The organism is Streptomyces sp. NPDC048461 (assembly GCF_055587105.1).
In genome coordinates this window covers 34,308-52,019 of the sequence record NZ_JBVJGW010000003.1, presented here as the reverse complement: position 1 = coordinate 52,019, position 17,712 = coordinate 34,308, and the positions used below count along the sequence as shown (strand labels likewise).

Here is a 17,712-nt window from a genome sequence, read left to right as displayed (position 1 = left end):
ACCCACCCCGGGTAGGGTTCCGATCATGAAGCGCAGAGCCCAGCGAGCCGCCCCGTGGCGCCGCCTGCTGCTGCTCGCCGCGCTGCTGCTCGGCATCGTCACCATGCACACCCTGGGTCATCCGACTGAGTCCCACGCCGTGGAAGACGGCGCCGCGGCCCACTCCGTTGCCCCGGCCGCCCCGGCCGCCCACCGTGAGCCTCACCACTCGGCGCCGGCGCCCGCCCTGCGGGCCGCGCCCGAACCGGCCGAAGCGCTCCCCGGGGCCCCCGCCGGACCCGGCACGGCACTGTCGGCCGCCGGGGCTCCCGGGCCCCGGACCGGCATGGACCCCATGGCGGTCTGCCTCGCCGTGCTCGCCGCGGTCACCCTGCTGCTCCTCGGCGCCGGACCGGCCGGCTCCCGCGACACCGCGCCGCTCGGGGGCGCGGCCCGCGGGGCGCGCCGGTCCGGCTGGGGGCCGGATCCGCCCTGGGGCCGCGCGCTCCTCGCCCGACTGACGGTCCTGCGGATATAGGACGGGTTCCGCCGTCGCCCCCGCATGCCCGCGGGGAGGCGGCAGACGGCGCCCACCTGTCGTTCCCACCCGATCCACGAGGTGCTTCCATGCGCTCTCTGCCCGACCGCCCGGACCGCTCCACCACGGACCGCTCCACCACGGACGCTTCCGCCACGGACCGTTCGGCTCAGCCCCGCTCCACCGCGCTCCGCTCCACCGCGCCCCGTTCCGCCCCTTCCCGCCGGACCGTGCTCGGCGTGTCCGCCGCCCTCGCCGGATCCGGGCTGCTCGCGGCCTGCTCCGGCTCCCCCGGCTCCGGTGCCGGGCACGGCTCCATGAACCACGGCGGCGCCGCCGCCGACACCCCCGCGGGATACGTCGACCCGGCCGGTCCGGAGGTCCGGGCCGCCGAGTCGGCCCGCAAGGCCACCGGGCCGCGCACCGAGGTCAAGCTCACCGCCACCGCCACCCCCCTGGACCTCGGCGGCGGCCGCACCGTCCGCTCCTGGGCGTACGGGGACGCCCTGCCGGGCCGGGAGGTCCGGGCCACCGCGGGCGGCACCCTCGCGCTCACCCTGGCCAACCACCTTCCCGAGGCCACCTCCCTGCACTGGCACGGCCTCGCCCTGCGCAACGACATGGACGGCGTACCGGGACTGACCCAGCGGGACATCGCGCCGGGCGGCTCCTTCGCGTACGAGTTCGCCGTCCCGCACCCCGGGACGTACTGGTTCCACCCGCACACCGGCGTGCAGCAGGACCGCGGGCTCTACGCCCCGCTCGTCATCGAGGACCCCAAGGAGCCCCTCGCCTACGACAAGGAGTGGGTGGTCGTCCTGGACGACTGGCTCGACGGGGTCGACGGCTCGACCCCGGACGCCGTCCTCGCCGAGCTCCGCAAGGGCGCGGGCGCGGCCGGCGGCCACGCGGGCCACGGCTCCGCCGCCTCCCCCTCCGGTACGCCTTCCGGTTCCGCTTCCGGCGCGGCCACCGCCGGCGGGCCCTCGCGCGTCCGCATGGGCAGCGGCAGCGACATCCTCGGCCAGGAGGCGGGCGACGTCGCCTACCCGTACTACCTGGTCAACGGCCGGGTCGCGGACGACCCCTCGGTCTTCACCGCCAAGCCCGGCGACCGGATCAGGCTGCGCATCATCAACGCGGGCGGGGACACCGCATTCCGCATCGCCCTCGGCGGCCACGAGATGACGGTCACCCACACCGACGGCTTCCCCGTCGAGCACGCCCGGACCGGTGCGCTGCTGCTGGGCATGGGCGAGCGCTACGACGTCCTGGTCACCGCGCGGGACGGGGTCTTCCCGCTCACCGCGCTGGCCGAGGGCAAGGACGCCTCGGCCCTCGCGCTGCTGCGCACCGGGACGGGCACGGCGCCCACCGCGGCCACGCGGCCGGCCGAGCTGGACGGACCGCCGCTGATGGCGGGGGCGTTGAAGGCCGCCGGGTCCGCCGCGCTGGCCCCGCGCGAGCCGGACCGTACGGTGCAGATCCGGCTGACGGGCTCCATGAACCGGTACAACTGGGCCTTCGACGGCAAGCCGTACACACCGGACCAGCGGCACCCGGTGAAGGCGGGTGAACGGGTCCGGCTGGAGTTCAACAACTCCACAACGATGTGGCACCCGGTGCACCTGCACGGCCACACCTTCGCCCTCGGCGGCGGGGCGGGCGGGGCCCGCAAGGACACGGCGATCGTCCTGCCGCGCGGGAGGCTGACGGTGGACTTCGACGCCGACAACCCGGGCCTGTGGATGATGCATTGCCACTACGTCTACCACTCCGAGTCCGGGATGATGACGGTGCTCGGCTACCGGCTCTGACGCGGCGCCGTACGGTACCGGTCCGGCCCCGGCCGGACCGGACCGTACGGAAATCAGCTGGACGCGGGGCGGCGGCGTGGGACTCTTACGGAGATCACGACAGCCGCAACAGAAGGACGCCTCCGCCGGTATGAGCACTCCGCCGAATCCGCCCAGCAACCCGACCGGCCCGCCGACGGAGCCGGACGGTACGCCGATACCCGAGGCGGCCTCCATACCGGCGCCGCCCGCGCGGACGCTGTCGTTCGACAAGGCCCCTTCCCCGGAGCAGACCCCGGCCGCCGAGCAGGTCCCGGCCGCCGAGCAGACCCCGTCACCGGACCGGGCCCCGGCCGCCCCGGGAACCCCGGCGGACGCCGCCCCCGGAACCCCGGCGGACGCCGCTCCGGCCGGCGTTCCCGCCGACGCGCCCGCCGCGCCGCCCGTCCCGGACGCCGCCGCCTCCGCGGCCGAGGCGCCCGCCGCCCCCCGAGCTCCGGCCACCGGGACCGGCGCCGATGCCTCCGCCTTCGGCCCGGCACCCTCCCCGTTCGCGCCGCCCACCCCGCCCGCGGCCCCGGCCCAGCCGCCGTTCGGTGCGGCCCCCGGCGGACCGGGAGCCCCCGCGGGCCCCGGCGGACCCGCGGGCCCCGGCGCCGCAAACCCCTGGGCGCAGCCCGGTCCCGGGTACGGGTACGGCGGCGGCACCGCCTACGCCGGGTACGCGCAGGGTCCGCCGACCGCCAACGGGATGGCCGTCGCCTCCCTGGTCCTCGGCATCGCCGGCGTCCTGCTCGGCTTGGTCCCGCTGTTCTTCTGGGTCGGCGGGCTCCTCGCCGCGACCGGCCTGGGCCTCGGCATCGCCGCCCTCGTCCGCGCCTCCAACGGCGCCCCCCGCAAGACGATGTCCATCGTCGGCACCGTCCTGGGCGTCCTCGGCCTCGGCGCGTCCGTCGGCGGCTTCTTCCTCACCGCGTACGTCATGGACGAGGCGACCGACCGCATCGAGCGCAGCGTCGACCGCCAGCAGCGCGAGCTGGACGAGCTGTACCCCGACGACGAGGCCGGGCCCTCGGCGTCGCCGTCGCCCTCCCAGGTCCCCGGCCTGGACACCGCGCTGCCCTTCGGCGAGACCTTCGCCTACGAGGACGGCGTCAAGGTGAGCCTCTCGGGGCTGAAGAAGTACAAGCCGGAGACCCTGTACGGCCAGGAGAAGGTGAAGAACGCGGTCCAGATGACCATCACCATCACCAACGACTCCACGAAGCCGCACGAGGTGATCTACGCCGTGCCCAACGTCCGTGACGACAAGGGCATGACGGCCAAGCTCCTCTTCGACGGCACCGTGCCGAAGATGATCAGCGGCACGATCCTTCCGGGCGCCTCCGCCAGCGGCGTCGTGGCGTTCGAGGTGCCCGAGGGCACCACGGCCATCAGCGCGGACATCTCCGCGGGCACCCTGCTCGACGACGTGCAGTACACCGGGCCGATCGGCTGAGCCGACCCCGGAAAAGGGCGGGGCCCAGGACATCGCGTCAGAAAGACGATTAGACTGGGCCCCGTGCCTCAACTACGCCTCGCTCTGAATCAGATCGACTCGCACGTTGGCAACATCGCCGCCAATGCCGACTCGGTCGTCCACTGGACCCGGCACTCCGCCGAGCAGGGCGCCCACCTGGTGGCCTTCCCGGAAATGATGCTGACCGGGTATCCCGTCGAGGACCTCGCCCTGCGCGGGTCCTTCGTCGAGGCCTCCCGCACCGCGCTGCGCGAGCTCGCCGAACGCCTCGCGGCCGAGGGCTTCGGCGAACTGCCGGTCGTCGTCGGCTACCTCGACCGCACCGAGCAGGCCGTGCCCCGGCTCGGCAAGCCGGCCGGCTCCCCGGAGAACGCGGCGGCGGTCCTGCACCGCGGGCGGGTGGCGCTCCGGTTCGCCAAGCACCACCTCCCCAACTACGGCGTGTTCGACGAGTTCCGGTACTTCGTGCCGGGCGACACCCAGCCCGTCGTCAGGGTCCGCGGCGTGGACGTCGCCCTGGCGATCTGCGAGGACCTGTGGCAGGACGGCGGCCGCGTCCCGGCCACCCGCTCCGCCGGGGCCGGGCTGCTGATCTCGATCAACGCCTCCCCGTACGAGCGCGACAAGGACGACGTGCGCCTCGACCTGGTCCGCAAGCGGGCCCGGGAGGCCGGCTGCACCCTCGCCTACCTCGCCATGATCGGCGGGCAGGACGAGCTGGTCTTCGACGGCGACTCGATCGTCGTGGACGCCTCCGGCGAGGTCCTGGCCCGCGCCCCGCAGTTCTCCGAGGGCTGCGTGCTCGTCGACCTCGACCTGCCGGCGGCCCGCGCCGACGCCCCCGAGGGCATCGTGGACGACTGCCTCCGCATCGACCGCGTGATCCTCTCCGAAGAGCCCGTGGAGCCGTACGAGCCGGTGGTGGCCGGCGGCTACGCCGACCGGCTCGACGACGAGGAGGAGGTCTACGACGCACTGGTCGTGGGGCTGCGCGCGTACGTCCGGAAGAACGGGTTCCGCTCCGTCCTGATCGGGCTCTCCGGAGGCATCGACTCCGCGCTCGTGGCCGCGCTCGCCTGCGACGCCGTCGGCGCACAGAACGTGTACGGCGTCTCCATGCCCTCGAAGTACTCCTCGGAGCACTCCAAGGGCGACGCGGCCGACCTCGCCGACCGCACCGGACTGAACTTCCGGACCGTGCCGATCGAGCCGATGTTCGACGCGTACATGGGCTCGCTGGGCCTCACCGGCCTCGCCGAGGAGAACCTCCAGGCCCGGCTGCGCGGCACGCTGCTGATGGCGCTCTCCAACCAGGAGGGCCACATCGTGCTGGCCCCGGGCAACAAGTCCGAGCTGGCCGTCGGCTACTCCACCCTCTACGGCGACTCGGTGGGGGCGTACGGCCCCATCAAGGACCTCTACAAGACGGACGTCTTCCGGCTCGCCGCCCACCGCAACCGGGCCGCGGCCGAACGCGGCGAGATCCCGCCGATCCCGGAGAACTCGATCGTGAAGCCGCCGAGCGCCGAGCTGCGCCCGGGCCAGGTCGACACGGACTCGCTGCCGGACTACCCGGTGCTCGACGCGGTCCTGGCGATGTACGTGGACCGCGACCAGGGGCTGGACGCCATCGTCGCGGCCGGCTTCGACCCGGAGATGGTGGCCCGGACCCTGCGGATGGTGGACGCCGCCGAGTACAAACGGCGGCAGTACCCGCCGGGCACCAAGATCTCCGCGAAGGGCTTCGGCAAGGACCGCCGGCTGCCCATCACCAACGGCTGGCGCGAGCAGGCGTAGGACGGGGAAGGGCCCCGGCCGCTCTCGGAGAGCGGCCGGGGCCCTTCCGCACGCGGCGGGCCGCCCGGGTGCGGCCCGGGTGCGACCGCTGGTGCGGCCGCCGCTACGGCTTGGCGGTGACCCGTGCCGCCACGGGCAGGTGGTCGCTGCCGGTGCGCGGGAGGGTCCAGGAAGCCTCGGGCTTCATCCCGCGGACCATGATCTGGTCGATCCGGGCCATCGGGAACTGCGCCGGCCAGCTGAAGCCGAAGCCGTCGCCCGCCGCGCCCTGCGTGGAACGCATCTGCGAGGTGACCTCGGACAGGGCCCGGTCGTTCATGGTGCCGTTGAGGTCGCCGAGCAGGACGACCTTCTTCAGCGGCTCGGAGGCCAGTGCGGCGCCCAGCGCGTCGGCGCTGTCGTCGCGCTGGTTGGCGGTGAACCCGGCGTTCAGCTTGACCCGTACGGAAGGCAGGTGCGCGACATAGACGCCGACGTCGCCGACCGGGGTGGTCACGGTGGCCCGCATGGCGCGGACCCAGCCCATCTTGATGTCCACGGGGCTGCTGGAGGACAGCGGGTACTTGCTCCACACGCCGACGGTGCCCTCGACCGAGTGGTACTTGTACGTGGCCGCGAGGGCCTTCTCGTAGACCGGGACGGCGCCCGACTTCAGCTCGGTCAGGGCCAGCACGTCGGCCCCGGCCGCCGCCACCGACTCGGCGGTGCCGCGGGGGTCGGCGTTGTCCGCGTCGACGTTGTGGGTGGCGACCGTGAGGTTGCCGCCGGTGCCGGACTTGTCGGTGACCAGTCCGCCGAAGATGTTCGCCCAGACCACGGCCGTCAGCAGTATCGCGATCAGCGCGGTCGCGGACTTCCGGTACACCGCGCAGGCCAGCAGTACCGGGACGGCCAGGCCCAGCCAGGGCAGGAAGGTCTCGGTGAGGCTGCCGAGGTTGCCGACGTCGTTGGGCAGGTCGGCGTGGAAGATCATGACGAGTGAGATCAGCGCGGCGATGGCGGCGAGCACCAGTCCGCGCCGCCAGATCCCCCGGTCGCCGCGCAGGGCGACCAGACGCCGCCGGAGGCGGGATTCGGAGGGCTCGGGCTCCGAGCCGCCGTTTCCCGTTTCCGTCATGTACGCCTGTGCCATACCACTGCCCTCACTGCCGTGCTCGCGCTGCGTCCCCGCCCCTTGACCCTAGGCGATGGACGCGGCCTTCCGTGCCGTACGTCACGGCCGTCTGTCGCGGCCGTACGTCCGGGAGGACGAACGGCCGTGCGCACGGGGTTCCGCTTGTCACGAAACGCGCACATTGGACCGCGCGGGTCGGGCGTGCCCCCGTACCACTTCCGTCCGGGGCCGCCCGGATGCCACCATGGTGGGTGAGTCCGGGGACGCCGTGAGGGCGCCTCGAGATGACACAAGGAGCAGTTGCCATGACGCATGCCGTTTCGCCTGCCCGCGAACCCGCATCAGCGGCCTCCCCCACCCTGTACGGAGGCACGGGCACCCGGCGCATCACCGTCCGCGACCTGACCCTCGCCAAGGAACGCGGCGAGAAGTGGCCCATGCTCACCGCCTACGACGCGATGACCGCGTCCGTCTTCGACGAGGCCGGCATCCCGGTCATGCTCGTCGGCGACTCGATGGGGAACTGTCACCTCGGCTACGAGACGACCGTCCCCGTCACGATGGACGAGATGACCCTGCTGTCGGCCGCCGTCGTACGCGGCACCAGCCGCGCGCTGATCGTCGGCGACCTGCCGTTCGGCTCGTACCAGGAAGGTGCCGTGCAGGCGCTGCGCAGCGCCACCCGCCTGGTCAAGGAGGCCGGGGTCGGCGCGGTCAAGCTGGAGGGCGGGGAGCGCTCGCTGGCGCAGACCGAGCTGATCGTGCAGTCCGGCATCCCGGTCATGTCCCACCTCGGCCTGACCCCGCAGTCCGTCAACGCCATGGGCTACCGGGTGCAGGGCCGCGGGGACGAGGCCGCGCACCAGCTGCTGCGCGACGCCAAGGCGGCGCAGGACGCGGGCGCCTTCGCGGTGGTGCTGGAGCTGGTCCCGGCCGAGCTGGCCGCCGAGGTGACCCGGTCGCTGCACATCCCGACGGTCGGCATCGGCGCCGGCTCGGAGTGCGACGCGCAGGTCCTGGTGTGGACCGACATGATGGGCCTGACCGGCGGGAAGATGCCGAAGTTCGTGAAGCAGTACGCGAACCTCCGCCGGACCGTGGGCGACGCGGCGAAGGCCTTCGCCGAGGACGTGGTCGGCGGAACGTTCCCGCAGGCGGAGCACGCCTTCCACTGACGCGGCGAGGTGCGCGGCGGCCCGTCGGCAGCGATGCCGGCGGGCCGTGCGCCGCCCGGACGCCCGGCCGTCGCCGCCGTGCCGGCCCGTGTCGGTTCCCCGTCGGTTCCCCGTCGGTTCGCTGTCGGCCATCTGTCGGTGCTTTGTCAGTGGCGGATGGTCCCATGGTGGACATGACGCGAAACGACAAGAATCCCAACGCCGTGGTGGTGCGGGGACTGGTCAAGCACTACGGCGAGACCAAAGCCCTGGACGGGGTCGACCTGGACGTCCGCGAGGGCACCGTCCTCGGGGTCCTCGGCCCCAACGGCGCGGGCAAGACCACCCTGGTGCGCTGCCTGTCCACCCTGATCGTCCCGGACGCCGGCACGGCCTTCGTCGCCGGCTTCGACGTGGTCCGCCAGCCCCGGCAGCTGCGCCGCACGATCGGCCTCACCGGCCAGTACGCCTCGGTCGACGAGAAGCTCTCCGGCTGGGAGAACCTCTACATGATCGGCCGGCTGCTGGACCTCTCCCGCAAGGGCGCCCGCCTGCGTGCGGACGAGCTGCTGGAGCGGTTCTCCCTCACGGACGCCGCGAAGAAGGCCGTGATGAACTACTCCGGCGGCATGCGCCGCCGGCTCGACCTGGCCGCCTCGATGATCGGCAGCCCGGCCGTGCTGTACCTGGACGAGCCGACCACCGGGCTGGACCCCCGCACCCGCAACGAGGTGTGGGACGAGGTGCAGCGGATGGTCGCCGAGGGGGCCACCGTCCTGCTCACCACCCAGTACATGGAGGAGGCCGAGCAGCTCGCCAGCGAACTGACGGTCATCGACAAGGGCAAGGTCATCGCCAACGGCAAGGTCGACGAGCTGAAGGCGCGCGTCGGCGGCCGGACCCTGCGGATCCGCCCCACCGACCCGTCCGACCTGCCGGGCATGGCCCGCTCGCTGGCCGAGGCCGGTCTGGACGGGGTGGCCGGTTCCCAGGCCGTCCCGGACGAGGGCGCCCTGCTGGTCCCGATCCTCGCCGACGAGCAGCTGACCGCCGTGGTGGGCCTGCTGGCCGCCCGGGGGTACGGCATCACCGACATCAGCACCTACCTGCCGAGCCTGGACGAGGTGTTCCTGTCCATCACCGGACAGAAGCCCTCCGCCGAGGACTCCGTTCCCACCGAGAAGACCCAGGAGGTCGCGGCATGAGCACCGTCACCACGAAGCCCAGTCCCGTCGCGACCGCCCCGGCCGGCGGGCCCGTCCTCGCCGACGAGGGCCGGATCGGCCTGCGCGGAAACCTCCGCCACATCGGCGCCCTGGCCCGGCGCAACGTCCTGCAGATCAAGCAGGACCCGGAGTCGATGTTCGACGTCCTGTTCATGCCGATCATCTTCACGCTGCTGTTCGTGTTCGTCTTCGGCGGTGCGATCGCCGGCAAGGGCAACCAGAGCGAGTACGTCAACTACGTGGTCCCGGGCCTCATGGCCATGATGGGCATGAACATCGCCATGGGTGTCGGCACCGGGGTCAACGACGACTTCAAGAAGGGCGTGATGGACCGCTTCCGGTCCATGCCCATCGCCCGGTCGTCCGTGCTCATCGCCAAGATCGTGGTCGAGCTCGGCCGGATGATGGTCGCCATCGCGATCCTGCTCGGCATGGGCTTCCTGCTCGGCCTGTCGATCAAGTCCTCCGTGCTGGACCTGTTCCTCTCCATCGGCCTGGCGGCGGTCTTCGGCTCCTCGCTGATGTGGATCTTCATCCTGCTGGGTCTCACCATGAAGACCCCCCAGGCCGTCCAGGGCATGGCGATGCTGGTCCTGATGCCGCTGCAGTTCGGCAGCTCGATCTTCGCCCCGACGACGACGATGCCCGGCTGGCTGCAGAGCTTCACCGACGTCAACCCGCTGTCCAACCTGGCCGACGCCGCCCGCGGCCTGATCAACGGGACCCCGCTGGGGAACTCCGTGTGGATCACGCTCGCGTGGTCCTTCGGGATCACGCTGGTGACGATGCCGCTGGCCGTCCGGAAGTTCCGCCAGAAGACCTGACCCGCGGACCGGTCCGTTCCGGATCGCGTCCCGGACGGACCCCGGCGGGGCCGGGTCAGATGAGGGCGGTGGCCTCCTCCAGGGTGAGGCCGCCGCCCTCGGCGTACGCCGCCTCGTACGCCGCGTCGCCCACAGCCGCCCGCGCCAGCTTCTCGGCGAGGGCGGCTTCGGCGCGTTCGGTGGTGACCGCGACGTGTCCGGGCGGCAGGTGGCGCCGGTAGGCGCCGACGAGGCGCGCGGCGTCGTGCGCCCGTTCCGGGCCGCCCGGGGAGGCGAGGGAGACCGACGCCGTCAGCAGGTACACGGCGGGCAGCTGCGGCGCCACCATCAGGGCGAGCGGGTCGCGGGCCGCGAGCGCCCCGCCGCGGAGCACGCCGAGCGCGTCCTCGAACTTGCCCTCCTGGTTGTCCAGCCAGGCGAGCGTGGCGAGGAGGAACACGTCGAAGACGGCGTAGGCGCCGAAGGAGAACTCCTCGCGCAGCGTCCGGAGCTGGGCGCGGGCCTCGGCGATGCGCCCGGTCCGGCCGAGGATGCCGGCGAGGAACATCCGGGCGGCGGGCATGGCCTCGGTGCCGTGCCGCCGCACGGTGGCGGTGATCTCCGTGAGGATCTCCTCGGCCTCCTCGGACCGGCCGGCCTCGGCGAGGGTCCCGGCCATCCGTACGCGCAGCACCGTGACCTGCGCCTTGGCGCCGAGCCGCTCGGCGTGCTCGATCGCGGCCCGGAAGTCCTGGGTGGCCGCGGGGTACAGGCCGCGCTTCTCCAGGGACTCGGCGCGGGCGGAGAGCGCCTCGGCGCAGCCCCAGTCGTCGCCGAGCGCCCGGAAGAGCGCCAGGCTCTCGTCGGCGTCGCGGGCGGCGTCGCCGCCCCAGTCGGCGCGGTTGGCGAGGATGTTGGCGCGCAGCTGGAGGGCCGAGGCGAGCTCCCAGTCGTAGCCGAGCTCACGGGCGACGTCCACGGTCTCGTCGACGACCCGGCGCAGCAGCCCGGCGTCACCGGCGATCATGACGGCGTACACCCAGAGGCCGGCGGGGGGCCGGCAGGTCTGCGGGAGTCCCGGCCGGTACACGGCGAGCATGCGCTCGACCTGGGTGCGGACCTCGGGCGTGTCCCAGGAGCCGTCGCCCTGGTCGCGGGAGGCCAGGCGGATCATCTGGATGCCGCGCCAGCCCTCGGTCAGCAGCTCCCCGGTGTAGGGCGGCGGGGCGTCCACGATCCGCCCGTACACCGGCCCGGCCGGGACGGCGGGCTCCGCGAAGGGGTCGGGGCCGAGGGCGGCGGCCGCCTCGGACCAGTGGCGGGACTCGGCGCGCAGGTCGAGCATGTGCCAGTACCAGACGAGGGAGTGGACCAGGCACAGCACCTCGTCGGCGGCGCGGGCGGCGACGCCCCGGCGCAGGGCGGTGCGCAGGTTCTCGTACTCGGTGCCGATCAGGTCGGCGGCCGCGCGCTGGCCGTGGCCGCGCAGCAGCGGCTCGGCGGTGCGGACGAGTTCGCGGTAGTGGACGAGGTGGCGCCGCTCGGTGGCCGCGCGGTCGTGGCCGGTTCCGGCGAGGCGCTCGGCGGCGTACTCGCCGACGGTCTCCAGGAGGCGGTAGCGCATGGCGGAGCCGTCCGGTCCGGGTGCGGCGACGACCAGGGACTTGTCGACGAGGGAGCCGAGCACGTCGGCGACGTCGTACGAGGGGTCGGCGCAGACGGCCTCGGCGGCGGTGAGGTCGCAGCCGCCGGCGAACACCGCCAGCCGGCGCAGCACGGTACGTTCGGGCCCGTCGAGGAGGTCCCAGGACCAGTCCACGACGGCCCGCAGCGTCTGCTGGCGGGGCAGGACCGTACGGGCGCCGCTGGTCAGCAGCCGGAAGCGGTCGTCCAGCCGGTCGGCGATCTGCCGCGGCGTGAGCAGCCGCAGCCGCGCCGCCGCCAGCTCGATCGCCAGCGGCAGACCGTCCAGGCGCCGGCAGATCTCGACGGCGGCGGCCGGGTCCTCGTCCACGCTGAACCCCGGCCGGGCGGCGGCCCCGCGGTCGTTCAGGAGCCGCAGCGCGACGGGGTCGGGCAGCGGCTCCACCGGGCGCAGGGACTCCCCGGGTACGCCGAGGGGCTCGCGGCTGGTGGCCAGGATCTGCACGCCGGGGCAGTGGGTGAGGAGGCGTTCGGCGAGGGCGGCGGCCGCGTCGATGACGTGCTCGCAGTTGTCGAGCAGCAGCAGGAGGCTGCGGCGGGCGCAGTGTTCGACGAGGCGGCCGAGGGCGTCGTCTCCGGCGCGGTCGGTGAGCGCACGCATCTCCTCGACGGAGGCGCCGCGCAGCTTGGTCTCGCGGGCGCCGAGCGCGGCGAGCGCGGCCTCGGCTACGTCGTCCGGGTCGTCGACGGGGGCGAGTTCGACCAGCCAGACCCCGTCGGGCCAGACCCCTTCGGGGCCGCCGGCGCCGGCGTGCGCCTCGGCGGACTCCTGGGACAGCCGGGTCTTCCCGGCTCCGCCGGGCCCGAGCAGGGTGACGAGGCGGGCCCGCGCGAGGTCGGCCCCGATGACGCGGATGTCGTCCTCGCGGCCGACGAAGGTGGTGAGCCGGGCCCGCAGGTTCCCCGGCCGGTCGGGGCCGCCGCTCCGCACGTCGGCGGGGTGCGGGGCGGGGGCGCCCGGCCCGGGTCTCGGACCGGTGGCCTCCGGGTGCGGGGCGGTCGGGTGCGGGGCGGCGGCCGGGGCCGCGTCGGCGGCGGGGTGCGGGGCGGCGGCCGGGTGCGGGTCCGCGGGGGGTGACAGGAGCGCGGTGTGCAGGGCGCGCAGCTCCGGGCCCGGGTCGGCGCCCAGGCGGGCGGCCAGGTCCCGGCGGACCGCTTCGTAGGCCGCCAGGGCCTGCGCCGGCCGTCCGGCGTCCCGCAGCGCGCGGATGCGCAGCGCCTGCATCGGCTCGTCCAGCGGCTGCCCGGCGCACAGCGCGGTCAGCTCGGGCAGGACGCGCTCGGCCTCGCCCAGCGCGAGGGCCGCGGCGAGCCGGCCCCGGCGCGCGTCCGTCCGTACGGTCTCCCAGCGCGCGGACTCCGCGGCCGACGGGTCCGGGAGGTCGGCCAGGGCGGGGCCGCGCCACAGCGCGAGCGCCTCCTCGTACAGGTCGCCGGCCTTGGCCGCGTCCCCGTCGGCGAGCGCCGAGGCCCCGGCCCGGGCGAGCCGCTCGAAGCGGTACAGGTCGACGTCCTCGCGGTCGGCGGCCAGCAGGTAGCCGCCCTCCGCGGACCGCACGGCCGTGTGCCCCAGGGCCCGCCGCAGCCGGGCGACCAGCGCCTGAAGGGCGGCCGGGGCGTCGGCGGGCGGGTCGCCGTCCCACACTTGGGCGACCAGCAGGTGCGCCGGCACCGCCCGCCCCGGCCGCAGCGCGAGGGCCGTCAGGAGCGCCCGCAGGCGCGCTCCGCCGACGGCGACGGGGCTCCCGTCGTCGCGGAGGGCCAGGGTGGTGCCGAGGATCGCGTAACGCACCGGGCCATTGTCCCCGCAGCGGGACCCGGACCCGCACCCCTTTATCGGCGGGCCCCGGGATAGGTTTCGCCGCATGGGTCATCAGGGAGGCCGCGGCGAGCGGCGGATCAGCGCAGTGTTCCTCGGCATCGCGGCCGTGATGGCGGTCACCGGGTGGGCGGTGTGGACCGGGTACTCGACGAGCGCCGGCCTGGCCGTGTTCCTCTTCGTGACCTCGGCGTGGATCGTCTCCCTGTGCCTGCACGAGTACGCGCACGCCCGCACCGCGCTGCACGGCGGCGACCTCTCGGTGGGCGCCAAGGGCTACCTGACGCTGAACCCCCTGAAGTACACGCACGCGCTGCTCAGCATCGTCCTGCCGGTGCTCTTCGTGATCCTGGGCGGGATCGGCCTGCCCGGCGGCGCGGTCTTCATCGAGCGCGACCGGATCCGGGGCCGCTGGAAGCACAGCCTGATCTCGGCGGCGGGCCCGCTGACGAACGTGGCCTTCGCGGTCGTCTGCACGGCCCCGTTCTGGCTGGACGCCCTGGACGGGGTCCCGCTGGAGTTCCGGTTCGCGCTCGCCTTCCTCGCCCTGCTCCAGGTCTCGGCGGCGATCCTGAACTTCCTGCCGGTCCCGGGCCTCGACGGCTACGGGGTCATCGAACCGTGGCTCTCGCACCGGGCGCGCCGCGAGATGGCGCCGCTGGCCCAGTTCGGCCTGATCGCGGTGTTCGCGCTGCTGTGGATCCCGGAGGTGAACGCGTTCTTCTTCGACGTGGTGCGCGGCCTGCTGTCCGGGCTGGGCGTCCCGGACCTGGACACGTACTGCGGCCGCGAGCTGTACACCTTCTGGCGGGACCCGGACGGCATCTGCGCCCTGCCGCAGGGCTGACCGGCCGCGGACTCGACCGGCGAGATCCGGAAGAGACGCCCTAGCCGGCGGTGCGGGCGGCGGTGGCCTTCTCGGCCTTGGCCTTGCGGTGGTAGTACCAGGCGAGGTTCGACGTGAGGCCGGCCAGCAGGACCCAGACGATCCCGAGGAAGCTGCCCTCCACGAAGGCGACGACGGCCGCGGCCACGGCGAGGACGCAGACGATCACGGCGAAGACGGCAAGGCGGGGCATGGGGAGAGCTCCTCGGAAACACGGAACGGGGTAGAGCCCCACCAGTGTCCCCCATGCGCCGCAGTGCTTCCGTAAAGACACTTTCGATCACATCCGGTCCCTTTTGGTCTTTTCCCGGTCTTCCGCGGGGCCCGCCACTACGGTTCGGCGATACGCGCCCCGCACGGGTGTGCACGAGCGACAACCCGGCCCCGCCCGGCCCGTGCCGGCGGCGCCGGGAGTGGGGGGAAGACATGCAGGAGATCCCGAAGGGTGCGAACGTCAGCCTGACCGCCCTCGGCGAGGACGCCGGCTCGGTGGTCGTGAGCCTGGGCTGGACGAGCGCCTCCGGAGCGGGCGACGCCGACGTGTCGGTCCTGCTCCTCGGCGGGAACGGCCGGGTCCGCAGCGACGACGACTTCTACTTCTACAACAACCCGGCCGCCGTCGACGGCAGCGTGCAGCTGCTGGGGAAGACGCCCGGCGAGAGCGGCGACGAGGACCGCATCAGCGTGGACCTCACCGCGGTCCCGCAGGACGTCGCGCGGATCGTGGTCGCGGCCAGCCAGTACGGCGGCGCCCGCTTCGGGGACCTCGACGACCTGCGGATGACCGTCGCGGACCGGTCGGGCGAGCCGCTGGTCGGCTTCTGCATCGACGACGCGAGCGTGGAGACCGCGTTCATCTTCGGCGAGCTGTACCGGCGCGGCGCGGAGTGGAAGTTCCGGGCCGTCGGCCAGGGGTACGAGACCGGCCTCGCCGGCCTGGCCACGGACTTCGGCATCTCCGTCGAGGAGGAGCCCGACGCGCCCGAGGCCGAAGCGGAGGCGCAGGGAGACGACGCGCCGGGGGACGCCCCGCCCCCGGCGGCCGTCCCGGAGGCACCGGCGGCCGCCGCGGCCCCGGCACCCGCCGCGGCTCCGCCGGCCGCCGGCCCGGCCGCGCCGTCATCGGCCGCTCCCGCGGCCGACCCCGTTCCCGTACCGGGTCAGACGCGCGGCCGCGGTCCCCGTACGACGAAGAAGAAGGTCACCCTGCCCAAGGCGGCCGGGAAGTCCCTCGCCGAGAACGACTCCTGGCGGCCCGCCCGGCTGTTCCCGGTGCCGTCCCTCAGGAGCGACAAGGAGCGCGAGGTGCGGGCGACCTCGGTGCTGCTGTCCGTCATGGCGCAGGTCCCGGAGCTGGGGCGGCGCCTCACGGCGGGGTTCGGCGCGCCCGCCGGGCGCATGCAGACGTTCACCGAGGTCGCCCTCCCCCACGGCGACGCCCCCCGGCGTCCCGACGGCGTGATCCGGGTGGAGCGCGCGGGGCGGCTGTGGACGGCCCTGGTGGAGACCAAGACCAACGGCAACCCGCTGAAGGCCGACCAGGTCCAGGGGTACGCGGACATCGCCGCGCGCCGCGGCTACGAGGCGGTCGTCACGCTCTCGAACGACGTGGCGCTCGAAGGCACCGCCGTGGTCGACGTCAAGACCGACGGCCGGCGCAAGCACAAGGTCAGCCTGTGGCACCTGTCCTGGGCCGAGGTGGCCCACCAGGCGCAGCTGCTGATCCGCCACGAGGGCGTGGGGAACGCCGCGCACGCCTGGCTCCTGCAGGAGCTCCTCGCCTACCTCCAGCACGAGAACTCGGGATGCCACGGATTCCAGAACATGGGCCCCGCGTGGGTGCCCGTGCGCAACGGGATCGAGGACGAGACCCTCTGCCGGGGCGACGCCCGGGCCGTGGACGTCGTGGAGAACTGGGAGCGCCTGATCCGCCAGGTCTGTCTGCGCCTCGGCGGCGAGCTGGGCCAGAAGGCCCTGCCCGTACAGCGCGCCCGGCGCGGCAGCGACCCGCGGGCGCGCCGGGAGGAGGCGGCCGAGGTGCTGTGCGCGGAGGGCCGGCTGACGGCGGAGCTGCGCGTCGACGGGACCGGCGGGGTCATCGCGGTCAGCGCCGACCTGCGGACGGGGAAGGTGCGCACGTCCGTCGACGTGCCCGCGCCGGAGGCGGCGTACCCGCTGGCCGGCGCGAAACGGCTGGTGCGGCTGCTGGCGCAGGCTCCGGCCGACCTCCACGTGCAGAGCCTGCTCGGCGCGGAGCAGGGGCCGCGCGGCACCCTGGAGCGGCTCCGTCCGGAGCCGGGCGACCTGCTGCCCCGGGACGGCGCGCCGGTCACCGGGTTCCGGCTGTCGCTGATCAAGGGCATGGGCAACACCCGCGGCAACACGGAGTCCGGGTTCATCCGGAGCGTGGACGATTCCGTCGACCGCTTCTACCACGGGGTGATCGCGCACCTGGGGGCCGCCGAGGGCCGTCCGGGACGCCGGAGCTGACGGCTCCCGGCGGCCCGGGCGGCCCGGGTCCCCGTAGCGCGGGGGTCCCGTAGCCCCCGGGTCCCCGTAGCCCGGGTCCCCGTAGCCCCGGCGGCCCGTGCGGCTCAGACGTCCGTGACGCGCAGGCCCGCGTGGGCCTTGTAGCGGCGGTTCGTGGAGATCAGGTTGGCCACCAGGGACTCGACCTGGTGGGCGTTGCGCAGGCGGCCCGCGAACACCCCGCGCATGCCGGGGATGCGGGCGGCCAGGGCCTGGACGAGGTCGGTGTCGGCGCGGGACTCGCCCAGCACCATCACGTCGGTGTCGATCTCCTCGATCGACTCGTTCTGGAGCAGGACCGCCGAGAGGTGGTGGAAGGCGGCCGTGACGCGGGAGTCCGGGAGCAGGGCGGCCGCCTGCTGGGCCGCGCTGCCCTCCTCGACCTGAAGGGCGTACGCGCCCTGCTTGTCGAAGCCCAGCGGGTTGACGCAGTCCACCACGAGCTTGCCGGCGAGGTCCTCGCGGAGCGATTCGAGGGTCTTGGCGTGGCCCTCCCAGGGGACGGCCACGATGACGATGTCGCTGCGCCGGGCGCAGTCGGCGTTGTCCGCGCCCTCCACGCCGAGGCCCAGTTCGGCGGCGGCGGCCTGCGCGCGGTCGGCGGCGCGGGAGCCGATGATCACCTTCTGGCCGGCCCGGGCGAGCCGGTACGCCAGGCCCCGGCCCTGGTCGCCGGTGCCGCCGAGGACGCCGACGACGAGGCCGGAGACGTCGGGGAGGTCCCACGGGTCCTTGGCGGGCGCCTTGGCCGGGGGCTGCTGCGTGCTGTCTGTGGAGGTCATGGGGGCGAGGGTAACCCCGAGATCCACAGAGTCGAACGCCCGCGCGCCCGCCGTCCGGGCGGGGAG

13 protein-coding genes are annotated in these 17,712 nt (G+C 74.2%); 9 read left to right on the top strand and 4 right to left on the bottom strand.

Annotated elements, in window-relative coordinates; translation table 11 throughout:
- Positions 1 to 25: 25 nt before the first annotated feature.
- From ACZ6S8_RS05850 to ACZ6S8_RS05835, 4 genes are all read left to right on the top strand, one after another.
- On the top strand, positions 26 to 517 hold the full coding sequence (locus ACZ6S8_RS05850; protein WP_469452862.1) for a hypothetical protein: 492 nt from the start codon (positions 26 to 28) through the stop codon (positions 515 to 517).
- A gap of 89 nt (positions 518 to 606) precedes the next feature.
- The gene (locus ACZ6S8_RS05845) at positions 607 to 2,334 is read left to right on the top strand and encodes a multicopper oxidase family protein (RefSeq protein ID WP_469452860.1); all 1,728 of its coding nucleotides are present in this window, start codon (positions 607 to 609) and stop codon (positions 2,332 to 2,334) included.
- Positions 2,335 to 2,464: 130 nt separating this feature from the next.
- Complete coding sequence (locus ACZ6S8_RS05840) at positions 2,465 to 3,811, top strand: DUF4190 domain-containing protein (protein WP_469452859.1); 1,347 nt, start codon at positions 2,465 to 2,467, stop codon at positions 3,809 to 3,811.
- A gap of 63 nt (positions 3,812 to 3,874) precedes the next feature.
- Positions 3,875 to 5,629, top strand: a complete 1,755-nt coding sequence (locus ACZ6S8_RS05835; RefSeq protein WP_469452857.1) for an NAD+ synthase — start codon at positions 3,875 to 3,877, stop codon at positions 5,627 to 5,629.
- A 103-nt stretch (positions 5,630 to 5,732) separates the two neighbouring features.
- On the opposite strand, the gene ACZ6S8_RS05830 is transcribed toward ACZ6S8_RS05835, so the two are convergent.
- Entirely contained in the window at positions 5,733 to 6,761 is a 1,029-nt protein-coding gene (locus ACZ6S8_RS05830; protein ID WP_469452856.1) for an endonuclease/exonuclease/phosphatase family protein, read from the bottom strand.
- 287 nt (positions 6,762 to 7,048) lie between these two features.
- Here ACZ6S8_RS05830 and panB point away from each other — a divergent pair, with 287 nt between their 5' ends.
- The 3 genes from panB to ACZ6S8_RS05815 all read left to right on the top strand — a co-directional run bounded on the left by panB (position 7,049) and on the right by ACZ6S8_RS05815 (position 9,947).
- Positions 7,049 to 7,918, top strand: coding sequence for a 3-methyl-2-oxobutanoate hydroxymethyltransferase (gene panB, locus ACZ6S8_RS05825; RefSeq protein WP_469452855.1), 870 nt, complete (start codon positions 7,049 to 7,051; stop codon positions 7,916 to 7,918).
- Positions 7,919 to 8,091: 173 nt separating this feature from the next.
- On the top strand, positions 8,092 to 9,102 hold the full coding sequence (locus ACZ6S8_RS05820; protein ID WP_469452854.1) for an ATP-binding cassette domain-containing protein: 1,011 nt from the start codon (positions 8,092 to 8,094) through the stop codon (positions 9,100 to 9,102).
- Positions 9,099 to 9,947, top strand: coding sequence for an ABC transporter permease (locus ACZ6S8_RS05815; protein ID WP_469452852.1), 849 nt, complete (start codon positions 9,099 to 9,101; stop codon positions 9,945 to 9,947). Before ACZ6S8_RS05820 ends, ACZ6S8_RS05815 begins: the two co-directional genes overlap by 4 nt.
- Before the next feature lie 55 nt (positions 9,948 to 10,002).
- On the opposite strand, the gene ACZ6S8_RS05810 is transcribed toward ACZ6S8_RS05815, so the two are convergent.
- Entirely contained in the window at positions 10,003 to 13,422 is a 3,420-nt protein-coding gene (locus tag ACZ6S8_RS05810; RefSeq protein WP_469452851.1) for an AfsR/SARP family transcriptional regulator, read from the bottom strand.
- Positions 13,423 to 13,495: 73 nt separating this feature from the next.
- Here ACZ6S8_RS05810 and ACZ6S8_RS05805 point away from each other — a divergent pair, with 73 nt between their 5' ends.
- Positions 13,496 to 14,296, top strand: a complete 801-nt coding sequence (locus tag ACZ6S8_RS05805; protein WP_469452850.1) for a site-2 protease family protein — start codon at positions 13,496 to 13,498, stop codon at positions 14,294 to 14,296.
- A gap of 40 nt (positions 14,297 to 14,336) precedes the next feature.
- Here the strand turns inward: ACZ6S8_RS05805 and ACZ6S8_RS05800 are convergent, their stop codons facing one another.
- Positions 14,337 to 14,528, bottom strand: coding sequence for a hypothetical protein (locus ACZ6S8_RS05800; RefSeq protein ID WP_469452848.1), 192 nt, complete (start codon positions 14,526 to 14,528; stop codon positions 14,337 to 14,339).
- Positions 14,529 to 14,761: 233 nt separating this feature from the next.
- Between ACZ6S8_RS05800 and ACZ6S8_RS05795 the strand changes: the two genes are divergently transcribed.
- On the top strand, positions 14,762 to 16,825 hold the full coding sequence (locus ACZ6S8_RS05795; RefSeq protein WP_469452847.1) for a TerD family protein: 2,064 nt from the start codon (positions 14,762 to 14,764) through the stop codon (positions 16,823 to 16,825).
- Between the two features lie 104 nt (positions 16,826 to 16,929).
- On the opposite strand, the gene npdG is transcribed toward ACZ6S8_RS05795, so the two are convergent.
- Entirely contained in the window at positions 16,930 to 17,646 is a 717-nt protein-coding gene (gene npdG / locus ACZ6S8_RS05790) for an NADPH-dependent F420 reductase (RefSeq protein WP_469452846.1), read from the bottom strand.
- Positions 17,647 to 17,712 lie beyond the last annotated feature (66 nt).

Bases quoted from the DNA above. Each gene is read 5' to 3' on its own strand.
- ACZ6S8_RS05840 (WP_469452859.1), top strand. From the start codon at position 2,465: ATGAGCACTCCGCCGAATCCGCCCAGCAACCCGACCGGCCCGCCGACG.
- ACZ6S8_RS05820 (WP_469452854.1), top strand. From the start codon at position 8,092: ATGACGCGAAACGACAAGAATCCCAACGCCGTGGTGGTGCGGGGACTG.
- ACZ6S8_RS05805 (WP_469452850.1), top strand. From the start codon at position 13,496: ATGGGTCATCAGGGAGGCCGCGGCGAGCGGCGGATCAGCGCAGTGTTC.
- ACZ6S8_RS05800 (WP_469452848.1), bottom strand. From the start codon at position 14,528: ATGCCCCGCCTTGCCGTCTTCGCCGTGATCGTCTGCGTCCTCGCCGTG.
- ACZ6S8_RS05845 (WP_469452860.1), top strand. From the start codon at position 607: ATGCGCTCTCTGCCCGACCGCCCGGACCGCTCCACCACGGACCGCTCC.
- ACZ6S8_RS05815 (WP_469452852.1), top strand. From the start codon at position 9,099: ATGAGCACCGTCACCACGAAGCCCAGTCCCGTCGCGACCGCCCCGGCC.
- panB (WP_469452855.1), top strand. From the start codon at position 7,049: ATGACGCATGCCGTTTCGCCTGCCCGCGAACCCGCATCAGCGGCCTCC.
- ACZ6S8_RS05830 (WP_469452856.1), bottom strand. From the start codon at position 6,761: ATGGCACAGGCGTACATGACGGAAACGGGAAACGGCGGCTCGGAGCCC.
- ACZ6S8_RS05795 (WP_469452847.1), top strand. From the start codon at position 14,762: ATGCAGGAGATCCCGAAGGGTGCGAACGTCAGCCTGACCGCCCTCGGC.
- npdG (WP_469452846.1), bottom strand. From the start codon at position 17,646: ATGACCTCCACAGACAGCACGCAGCAGCCCCCGGCCAAGGCGCCCGCC.
- ACZ6S8_RS05850 (WP_469452862.1), top strand. From the start codon at position 26: ATGAAGCGCAGAGCCCAGCGAGCCGCCCCGTGGCGCCGCCTGCTGCTG.